Annotated in this window: 10 protein-coding genes; 6 read left to right on the plus strand and 4 right to left on the minus strand. The window is 53.8% G+C overall.

Annotated features, from left to right (window positions below; all coding sequences use genetic code 11):
• On the plus strand, positions 1-147 hold a 147-nt coding region (locus B4U49_RS02980), incomplete at its 5' end, for a PPC domain-containing protein (RefSeq protein ID WP_193432804.1).
• 901 nt (positions 148-1048) lie between these two features.
• A complete protein-coding gene (locus B4U49_RS02985; RefSeq protein WP_078083091.1) occupies positions 1049-1696 on the plus strand; it encodes an SOS response-associated peptidase family protein in 648 nt (215 codons plus the stop codon).
• A gap of 239 nt (positions 1697-1935) precedes the next feature.
• On the opposite strand, the gene B4U49_RS02995 is transcribed toward B4U49_RS02985, so the two are convergent.
• The 4 genes from B4U49_RS02995 to B4U49_RS03015 all read right to left on the minus strand — a co-directional run bounded on the left by B4U49_RS02995 (position 1936) and on the right by B4U49_RS03015 (position 6400).
• Positions 1936-3144 (minus strand): RtcB family protein, encoded by a 1209-nt coding sequence (locus tag B4U49_RS02995; protein ID WP_078083093.1) that lies wholly within the window; start codon positions 3142-3144, stop codon positions 1936-1938.
• 274 nt (positions 3145-3418) lie between these two features.
• The gene (locus B4U49_RS03000) at positions 3419-4033 is read right to left on the minus strand and encodes a TrmH family RNA methyltransferase (protein ID WP_078083094.1); all 615 of its coding nucleotides are present in this window, start codon (positions 4031-4033) and stop codon (positions 3419-3421) included.
• A gap of 130 nt (positions 4034-4163) precedes the next feature.
• Complete coding sequence (locus tag B4U49_RS03005; RefSeq protein ID WP_078083095.1) at positions 4164-4454, minus strand: hypothetical protein; 291 nt, start codon at positions 4452-4454, stop codon at positions 4164-4166.
• A 1088-nt stretch (positions 4455-5542) separates the two neighbouring features.
• Entirely contained in the window at positions 5543-6400 is an 858-nt protein-coding gene (locus B4U49_RS03015; RefSeq protein ID WP_078083097.1) for a LysR family transcriptional regulator, read from the minus strand.
• 106 nt (positions 6401-6506) lie between these two features.
• Here B4U49_RS03015 and B4U49_RS03020 point away from each other — a divergent pair, with 106 nt between their 5' ends.
• From B4U49_RS03020 to B4U49_RS03035, 4 genes are all read left to right on the plus strand, one after another.
• The gene (locus B4U49_RS03020) at positions 6507-7970 is read left to right on the plus strand and encodes an amidohydrolase family protein (RefSeq protein ID WP_078083098.1); all 1464 of its coding nucleotides are present in this window, start codon (positions 6507-6509) and stop codon (positions 7968-7970) included.
• Positions 7971-8113: 143 nt separating this feature from the next.
• Positions 8114-8593 carry a hotdog fold domain-containing protein gene (locus B4U49_RS03025; RefSeq protein WP_078083099.1) on the plus strand — a complete coding sequence of 160 codons (480 nt, stop codon included), beginning with the start codon at positions 8114-8116 and terminating at the stop codon, positions 8591-8593.
• 450 nt (positions 8594-9043) lie between these two features.
• The gene (locus B4U49_RS03030; RefSeq protein ID WP_204902973.1) at positions 9044-9544 is read left to right on the plus strand and encodes a lysozyme family protein; all 501 of its coding nucleotides are present in this window, start codon (positions 9044-9046) and stop codon (positions 9542-9544) included.
• 8 nt (positions 9545-9552) lie between these two features.
• Positions 9553-10206: a hypothetical protein gene (locus B4U49_RS03035; protein WP_078083101.1), complete on the plus strand. Its 654-nt coding sequence runs from the start codon at positions 9553-9555 to the stop codon at positions 10204-10206.
• The last annotated feature ends 160 nt before the right edge of the window (positions 10207-10366 follow it).

Raw genomic sequence — 10366 nt, forward strand, 5'->3', positions numbered from 1 at the left:
ACCAGCAGCTACGACTGCCGCCCCTACACCTCGGGCAACAGTGAAAACTGCAACTTCAACAACCCTCAGGCAGGCACCTGGTATATCAGTGTCCGGGGCTATCGCGCCTATTCCGGCGTAACCCTTGAGGCACAGGCTAGTCCGTAACCTTAACTGTTGGTAGAACTGAAATGGCGGCCTGTGGCCGCCATTTTTTTGATTTTTGGAATATTGAAGAACACGGGATTCAGCATCCGCAACAAATGATCTTTGGACGTCGACGCCGCCCCACATCCAAAGTCAGTATCGTCTCAGACTAAACGCTCCAGGACTTCGCACTACAGAAAAAAAAGGGCCCTGCTTTCCGTTAGTTTGGGGTGGTCACTAACGAAAAGAATTCAGGGCCCAAGGGGATGGTTGGGGTAGAAGCCCGACAAGTTACAGCTGACTGCTGTGCAATTCTGTCAGGAAGTCCTGCTCGGATACCGCCGGTCCGGTAAAGGCCAATGCGGTAACGAACATCATCAAAGTGGTGATCAACACGCGTTTACACATTGTCAGTACCTCGCAGTGAGGGTGATCTGCTTTGTCCTTGCCCATCTTCGGCCCGCATCTGGCGGGCGCGCATCAGACTCAGTTCAATTACTGCGGAACGCAGGGCATCTGTAGGACAGCTGATGACCTTTCCGACTTTCGCGCTAAATTCATTCATTTCTTGACCTCCACTTTTGGCCGCCATGAAAGATCGCTGGCGGCTCTATTTTTAAGGCCAGCCACTTCTTTCCGGCCAGTGAATTCTGCGCTTACGGCAATTTCAACGGTATCAGAAAGCTTAAAAATCCTTGCCTAATCCTATGAAAATCCTGGAATCCTGCGCTTTCGAGACCATTGCGTTCTATGCTGATCACCGGGAGTTATCAAGAATGTGACTGCATTAGCGGTCATGTTCACGGTGATTCCGCAACCGACCCAGCCTCATCAAACCGCTACTGCAGGCCTACCAGCAATATGCAAAGAGCACCGGGAGCGATTAAGCTGTATTCCCAACCAAGTATTCAGATAACGACGCATGTGCAGCCTATTTGACGCAGATGACGATGCAGGTCTGGAACGATTTATCGCAGAGCACGGCATCCATCACCCGCAGCAGATGATATTTGGCCGGCGGAGACGCCCTACGTCCAAAATCAGTATCGTCACCGCCCGCCACGGAGAACCCGTGGTGGAAAATGCCATTTGGCATCTCTACCTGCAGCGCGATGGCGATGGCTGGAAACCCCACAAGAAATACTGGTCCATCAACAGTAACTGGAAAAAGCTTGGTCAGCGCCCGGAATACCGAAAATCCCGCTGCCTGATTCCCGCCACCGCCTGGGTAGAGAGCCAGAACGGTAAAAATCCCGTTGAATTCACCTTTGGAGATCACAAGCCATTCTTTTTCTGCGGGTTATATAAAACCTGGGGAGAGACACTGAGTTGCAGCATCATCACCCTGGATGCGCATCCGGACACCGCCAGGTATCACGAAAAGAGCTTTCCGATGATCGCGCCGGATAACGAAGAATTTATTGCGCGGTGGCTAGGACCGGATGAGGACACAATGCCCTTTGAGCCGTATTTACATGCAGATAAACAGATTGGTGGTGCGCGGCTGAACGTTCAACCGGTAACCCGGGCGACCGCAACGGAATACATAGGCCCAAGGCAGGAAGTGTAAACCAGTGGGCTAACCAGTAGATTCAGCCGCGGGAGTTGTCCCACTCCCGCGCTGCTTTTCTGGTTTGTTGTTTGCTGTCAAAACGATCGGCAGATTTGGCCCGGATATGGGCACCGCCTTTGCGCAACAGCGGATTTTGCGCGACCGGATTGCCCGGCGCGCGCTGTTCTTTTGCGGAAATTTGGATAGATATTTTCCGCTCAGGTTTTCTCATCAATAAAGCCTCCTTAAATCCAACTTCAGCCCTTGATACAGATGACCTGCTTCAGGGTATGTACCACATCCACCAGGTCGCGCTGGTTCTCCATGACCTGATCGATATCTTTGTAAGCCGCAGGAATTTCATCGATAACACCTTTGTCCTTGCGGCACTGCACCCCACGGGTCTGGGCTTCCAGGTCCTCCCGCGTAAAGCGCTTGCGCGCCGCAGTACGACTCATGCGCCGCCCTGCCCCGTGGGCACAGGAACAGAATGACTCGGTATTGCCCAGACCGCGCACGATGTAGGAGCGCGCACCCATAGATCCGGGGATGATACCCAGCTGGTCTTTCTGCGCGCTGATGGCCCCCTTGCGGGTAACGAATACATCGCGGCCGAAGTGCTGTTCCCGCACCACATAATTGTGGTGACAGTTGATCGCCTCGGACTCAAGCGTAAACGGCGGCAGCTCTTGCTGCAGTACCCCCACAACCAGCTTCATCATCTCCTGCCGGTTGACTCTCGCGTACTCCTGGGCCCAGTGCACTGCTTCGATATAGTCATCGAAGTGTCCATTGCCTTCACTGAAGTACGCCAGGTCACGGTCCGGAAGGTTATGCATATGCCCTTCCATATCCCGCTTGGCCAACTGGATAAAGTGCTGTCCGATGGCATTGCCGATACCCCGGCTGCCGGAGTGCAACATGATCCATACCCGGTTGTTCTCATCGAGACAGATCTCGATAAAGTGGTTGCCGCCACCCAGGGTCCCCAGCTGGGTCACCCAGGTTTCCTGCGAACTACGCAGTTTTTTCAGCAACTGCGGGTGCTTCGCGAACAACAGATCCGCACCAGATGCCAGCTTGCTGGCCGCCGCCTCCCGGGCACTGACCCGCTTGTGACGACCAAACCCCACCGGCACGCGACGCTCGATGGCATCCCGCAGTGGCTTGAGGTTATCCGGGAGCTGATTGGCATGCAGCGATGTGCGCACCGCATTCATACCACAGCCAATGTCCACGCCCACCGCCGCTGGAATAATCGCACCCACGGTCGGGATAACAGACCCCACCGTCGCACCGATCCCCATATGTACATCCGGCATCGCCGCCACATGGGAGTGGATGATGGGCAACTGGGCAATATTTTTAAGTTGTTGCAATGCGGCGTTTTCAACGTCCTGCGTGTAAATCTTTACCGGCACTGTACCGGCGCTCGCATTGCTGTTAAGTACCATTTTTACAGGCATAACTCGTCCCTGGATTTCTCCACGTATTTATTCAAATGCCTTTCAGAAACCGGAAAATAAAAAGCCCCGGCGATCGCCAGGGCTTCAGAGAGATCTGGCTTGAAAGGCGGTATCACCTTTCAAGCGCGAGCACATGAAAGGCTGTTCAATAAGAACTTGGTTTGTTGCTCCGATATGACATTTCATGGCTCCTGTTGAGTGCGTTAATTAATTGCGGCAAGGATATTGTCTGTGACGACATTGTCAACATTTTTTCATCGGAGCTGCCATTTTCTCATGCGATATACTTCCTTCCCCGCTTGTTTTTGTATTTGTACATGCGCTGATATTCCCGTCTCTGTCGGGTAATCTCGTACAGCACGATCCCGGAGGTGGTTCCCAGGTTGAGGCTTTCTATCATCCCAAGCATCGGGATATTTACACAAAGCACACTACGCTTGATTGCCTGCTCACTGATCCCTCGTGACTCACTGCCAAACCAGACAGCAAGTTTCGAGAACTGAGTGTACTCCCCTTCGTGCAGTACCACGTTTTCTCTACCCTTCGTATGCGGAGACGTCACTATGGACTGGTAGTTGTTTCTTTCCAGGTGATCAAAGCAATCATCCGTGCTGTCAAACCGCTTCACAAAGGTCCACTTGATCGCGGAAACAGAGGTACCCGACAGGGATTTTCTTTCCCGCATTGCTTGCCAGTCATCCGGCAGGCGTTTTCCCGGATCCACCACATAGACCTTTTCTACTCCAAGGGCATTCACGTTTCTGATGATCGTGCCGATATTCTTGACGTCGTGTGGGTCCTCGATCACTGCAATCAGGTACTTACACTGATAGGGCTTGATCTTGTCAGCCCGCATCCGCTTAGTGCTCTTTTGACTCTCCATTTCCATTGCTATTCTCCCTGGAAGCGCTACACAAAGAATCCCGTGCCGCGGTTAACCCCCGCTCCCTTAAATCTAGTTACTCATTGACAAAGACGCTATTCAGGCAGCCTGCCAGACTCGTTGAGCTACGGGTGTATTACATTTTTATAAACGTCACGCGGTCTGCCGTCCGGTATCCACGGTTCAATAAGTAATGCATGGCCATCTGCCGCTCCATGGGCGCCACCTGGTTGATTACCACCTGCATGGGTAATCGACGACGGCCACTACACCAGGCCAGAAACCCGACCAGGTTCTCGCGGCTCGGCACCGGTTGTATTACCTGCAAGACGGAAACCGGGTATTCGCGCATAAAGCGCTTGGCGTTCACATAATTTGTTACAGAAAGGCCCGCACCGTAGTCTCGGGCACCGATAATCAAGCGCATAAAGGGACCTCGCTATGTCACGATCCCGGCTGTGTTCGAGCCGGTAACCAAAGGAATTTTTTTACCGCCCCAACCAACGCGATAAACATGACTACCCTGCGGCAGCCCCCAGGCAACGATTCGGGAGAAGGATTTGACCGCTGCATATATAGGGCGAGATACAAATCGCACCCGCCATAAAAAAACCCGGTTGACGGACATCGCCAACCGGGTTTCTCACACGTAGTGTTCAAAAGTCCGATTGGCGCGCAGCCGACCGGACAGGCCGAACTACGCTTTCATGCGTTCACCGAAAGAGTTCTCTGCATTTATCTGTAGACTCAACGGTGGCCAGCACAAAGCTGCCCCCGGCAAGGCACAGGTACCCTGCTCCCGCCCAATACTCCTGGGCGTTCCGAACATGGCCTTGTGACAGTCGAGGTTTAACATTTCAGTTACCAGTCGTTGTTGCCGCGCTGCGGCGTAAATGCGATTAACAATTCCAACTAAAAATTCAATGAACTTGCTGATCAAGTTCTTATTTAAAGCTAACACGAAAAAAGCCATTTGCAAGAATTTATTCTTCTTTTATCTATATTTTTCAATAACTTACGTTAATTTAGAGCGATGGATACCCTACCGTTATTTCGGCATAAAAAGCTGGGTATAGAAGCCGGTAGCAGCGTAAATTCATACGCCTAGCGCTTTCTCGTATTCAATCTTTTGTGCATCGTATTTCCATGCTTTACAACGAAACCTGTGTCACCAAAACCGCTATAGCGTGTTCAACGAAACAATAAAAAACCCCCGGAGGCGAACCTACGGGGGCTATTGAAGGCCGTTTCCGAAAGGCTCGCGCCTCCCGGGTCACAGGAGGCAGTCAGGGCAGATTTTTCTCCACACGAACAAACCACGCCCGCGTCCCCTGTGGGGCGGCGCAATCTATAAGGTTTAAAACGCTGGGTAATCTGGTCACGGTACTCTCCTGAGTGATGCGGAAATTCTAGGGCGCCGAATAAACTTTGCAACCGCCAATTTGTAGAAGAACGAGAATCTGTCGTAGATAACTTCGACTTGCCTCCGGCTAAGCACACACGAGTACACTGGATTTACTGCCGCCCCTGTGATTCGAACCGGTCCGCGAGAACCTGCGTGATTTGCTCGACCAGCTCACCCACATTGCCCCTACCCTCCCAGGCATAGACCGACAACACCATCGCGGGCTCCAGGCCGAGGGACGCATTTAGCCGAACGCGGGAGTTGCCCACTGCACCCAGCGGAAGCAGCGAAAGGCCCAACCCGGCTTCCACCGCGACCAGCACGCTGTTCAGACTGCTGCCGGTAAACGCGATATACCAATTCCGTCGTTCGCGCTCGATTCGCTCGAACATGGTTTCGCGGTAGAGGCCGCCGACCGGAAAGGTCACCAGGGGCATCGGGTCCGGCCACTCCCCGCTGGTATCCGCACCTTCAAACCAGCCAACGGCTTCGGGAAAGCTCGCGCGGCAATCAACGCTGGCCGTCGACTCCTTTACCACCACCACATCAAATTCACCGGCGCGAAAGCGTCTGCTGAGATCGCGACTCAACCCGGTTGTCACATCCAGCCGCACCTCGCGATGCTGTTCGGAGAAAGTGGCAAACTCCCGGCTCAGCCGCGAAGTCGCAATATCGTCCGGCAGCCCGATACGGATGGCGGAAGTCCCGGCCGGGTCGGAGAGCAGCGCCACAGCTTCCGCCTCCAGAGCAAGAATCCGCCGCGCATGGCCGAGGAGCCGCTCGCCGGATGCGGTCGGCCCCACCGGACGCGCAGCGCGATCGATCAACTCCCGCCCCACTGCCTGCTCAAGCCGGCTGAGTTGCTGGCTGATGGTGGATTGCGTCATGTGTAGCCGGTCGGCCGCAGCGGTAAAACTGCCGACGTCGACGATGGTGACAAAGGCGCGGAGAAGACGGGGATCGAGCATAGAGCCATTAAGAAAATGGATGATTTGAATAACGATATCTAATTTGATAATGACCTGCCAGCGCGATATACATCCCTGCCCCCCAATTAATCAGGGATGTCCCACGATGAAAACATTGCTCAATGCCGCCCTGGCCGTGCTCACGGCCGTTTCCTTCAGCCCTCTACAGGCTGCCACCCGGGACCAGGCCGATGTCATCATCCGCCACGCCACCATCGTCGACGTCGAACATGGGCAGCTGCTACCCGACCAGGCTGTCGCCACCCGGGGCAACCGTATCGTTGCGGTGGGGCACGACGCGGATGTGGCCAGGCGCTGGCGCGCCGAGCAGACGGTCAACGGCCGCAACCGCTACCTGATCCCCGGCCTGTGGGACATGCACGTACACTTCGGCGGCGGTGAGGCCCTGATCGAAGAAAACCGGGCGCTACTGCCGCTGTACGTGGCCAACGGCGTCACCACGATCCGCGACGCCTCAGGGGACCTCCCCCTGGACGTGCTGAACTGGCGCCGCGAAATTGCCGAGGGATCCCTGTTTGGCCCGCGGTTGCTGAGTTCGGGACCGAAGATCGAAGGCATCAAGCCGGTGTGGAAAGGCACCATCGAGACCGGCTCGGAGGCCGACGTCGACAAGGCCATCGCCCAGTTAAAGTCCCTCGACGTCGACTTTGTGAAGATCACGGACAGCACCCTCACACCGGAACTTTTTCTATACGCGGTAAAGCAGGCACGGGCCGCCGGACTGCGCACCTCCGGCCATATTCCGCTGCAGATCCCCATGCGCCAAGTGGTGGATGCAGGCCTCAGTTCCATCGAGCACCTGGGCTACGCCTACAACGCCGGGGTAAAAGATGAAGCCACCATCGCCGCCGAATTCGCCGCAGGTCGCCTCACCCGCGAAGAAGCCCGCGCGCGCCTGAACACCGGCTTCGACCGCGACACCGCCATGGCCGCGTACCGCGATCTGGCGCAAAAAGGTGTCTTCGTGACCCCGACGCTGAACGGCTCACGGATAATCGCCTATCTCGACCAGGACGATCACAAGGACGACGAGTACCTCGCATATATCGGCCCGAAACTGAGAAAAACCTACGAGTGGCGCGTACAGCGCGCCGCCGGCGCCACGCCGACACAGATTGAACAGAGACACGCCCGCTACCAGCGCGTCGCGTCCATTATTCCGATGCTCCAGCAAGCGGGCGTCACCATCATGGCCGGTACCGATGCCGGCTTCCTGAATTCTTTCAACTATCCGGGCGTCGGCCTGCACGATGAGCTGGCACTTTTTGTCGAGCTGGGACTGACCCCGACGCAGGCGCTGTCCGCCGCAACCCGCGCGGGACCCGCGTGGTTCGGCCAGCTGGACCAATACGGCTCTATTGATGAGGGTAAAGTCGCGGACCTAGTGCTGCTGGAGCGCAACCCGCTGGAGGATATTGAAGCCACACGCGCGATCCACACCGTGCTATTGCGCGGCGAAGTTCAGGACCGCACGGCGCTGGACCGCCTGCTCGCCGACACACGCGCCAGGGTTGCCGCCTGGGACGCGAAAGCTGCAGAGCGAAAGTGAGAGCAACAGGAGGTTCAGGACACGCAGACAGGGGAACAATAAGCGATACGGACAAGCCTATCGGGCAGTTTGATACTTAATCTGCGCGTGACAAAGATGCAAGAATGAGGCACTTATTGATGCAGACAGGCACGAGATAGCAAATGACTTACGCCCCCTCCAAAAGTCCGGTCCTGAAACTCTGGAAAACTCTCGGCGGTAACGGCTTCGGCCGCTGGCTGGTGAGCAAAATTGTCTGCTTCGATGCACCTTACTTCAGCTCGATCAAACCGCGCTTCACTCAGATAAAGCCGGGTCTGGTTGAGGTAAAATTAAAAAAACGCCGCGCGGTGCAAAACCACATCAAAACCGTGCACGCCATCGCCATGTGTAACGCCGCGGAACTGGCGGGCGGCGTGTGCCTGGACGTATCCCTGGACGCCAACTTCCGCTGGATTCCAGTGGGTATGACCGTGCAATACCTGAAGATGGCCAAAACCGACTTGCGCGCCGTATGCAATGTAGACGACTTCCATTGGGATTCTGCGCAGGATGTGGTGATGCCCGTCAGCGTGTTTGATACCAATGGCGAGGAAGTCTTCCACGCTGACATCACCATGCGGATTTCTCCCAAGAAAAAATAAGCTTTGCCGAATAGGCATGCCTGCCTTGGGCAGGCACAGCCCTCTATCTGAATGACGATCTTCAGATCGCACCCACCATAAAATGCCCGGTTGACGGAATTCGCCAGCCGGGCTTTCTCTCACGCAGTGATCAAAGTCCAATTGGCACGCAGCAGCCATAACCTTTCGACAAAACTCGCAGCACCAAGAACTGCCGAAGAAACATAGTACCAACGTACTCCAACCTTCATTTTCAAACCAAAATTCTACGCGGTAGAATCAATTCCCTTGCCACGATATATAGCCACCTCTATAAGACAAAGGCACCCAAACGGACAGAAATGGACATATAAAATGCCGTTAGCCCCAGCAATCAAAAGCGCTGTCGCAAAGAAACTAGAAGAATACGAAGGGCGATATAACCACCTATACTTGGACACCGTGGGTAAGGTTACCGTAGGTATTGGGCACATGATCCCAAACAGATTTGCCATTAGCTCGGTGCCGCTATTTACTGTTTTAAACAACCTGCCTGCCACCCCGGCCACTGCCGCACAGAAACAAGCAGAGTTTGACCAGATCGCAAAACAAAAGCGCAACTATCGCGCCGGTTGGTACAAACAGTTCTGCAAGCTTGTTATGCAAGAAGCCGATATCGATCGGCAAAGAGATCACCACATAGACTCGTTCTACAAAGAGCTGATCGCATTGTACAGTACAAGACGAGGGTTCCAGAAAGAGTTCGACCAGTTCCCAGCAGCAGCCCAAATAGCGCTTTTTGATATGATCTTCAATCTGGGCGCCACGAAACTTAAAGGGCAATTTATTAAATTCAACGCTGCTATTAAAAGTGAAGATTGGAAAACTGCCGGAATAGAATCCTATCGCCCTCACGTAAGCCCAGGTCGAAACAACTATGTGAATCAACTATTTCTTAGCGCCAACTCAAAATCAGCGACTACACAACCCTGAAAAACACTATGAGATATTTAGCCCTGCTAGCTACGATTTTTCTGGCCGCATGCTCCCCCCAAAATGCTCCAGACATCAATAAGTCTTTAAATGAAGAAGAATTTGCAGGATTGGAAACTATCGGGGATAGCTATGAATCCACCGCACTAAACTATGAATTGGACGCAAAGGACGGTTCACTAATAAATTTTACATCTTGTTCAGATGTCGAAAACACGCATAAGGAATCCGTAAAAGAGGATCAGTTTCCACTATTTATAATGCTAGTGCGGAATTGCCAAGCACTAAACGTATTCTTCAAAGGCCAAAATTCATCCGCGACCTTCTTACCAAACACGCTCTCATCGGAGTTCATTCGCAATCTCCCCGCCACATCCATCCCCTACCTGGGTGGAGAAAAACCTGCCGAAAGTAGTGAAACGATGGAAAAGGCCTACCCTAACCTGAAAACCCAAGAGATAAGCCCCTCAGTATTACAAGTACAACTCGATGACATGGATATCAATTTCACCACACTGGCAAAGGGCGATTTCAATGGTGATGGAATTGAGGACCTCTTGCTGCGACTTGACTGGACAATGACCACAGCATACGGAAAGGGTTACGACCTTTTGTTAATCGAGGCAGATGAGAAAATAAAGCGGATAACCAAACGCTGGTGAATGGCAGCCTTGTACTGCACGTCAGCTGCGAGAAGGCACGTGATCCCCATGACCGCTACATGAAGCAGCACCGGATAGACAGCGCAGAGTAGATGGTTTCAGAAACAAAAAAGCCCGCATCAAGCGGGCTTTTTAGATATGGTCGGAGTGGCCGGATTTG

Origin of the sequence: Microbulbifer mangrovi, from assembly GCF_002009015.1 — a bacterium.
Lineage (GTDB): Bacteria > Pseudomonadota > Gammaproteobacteria > Pseudomonadales > Cellvibrionaceae > Microbulbifer > Microbulbifer mangrovi.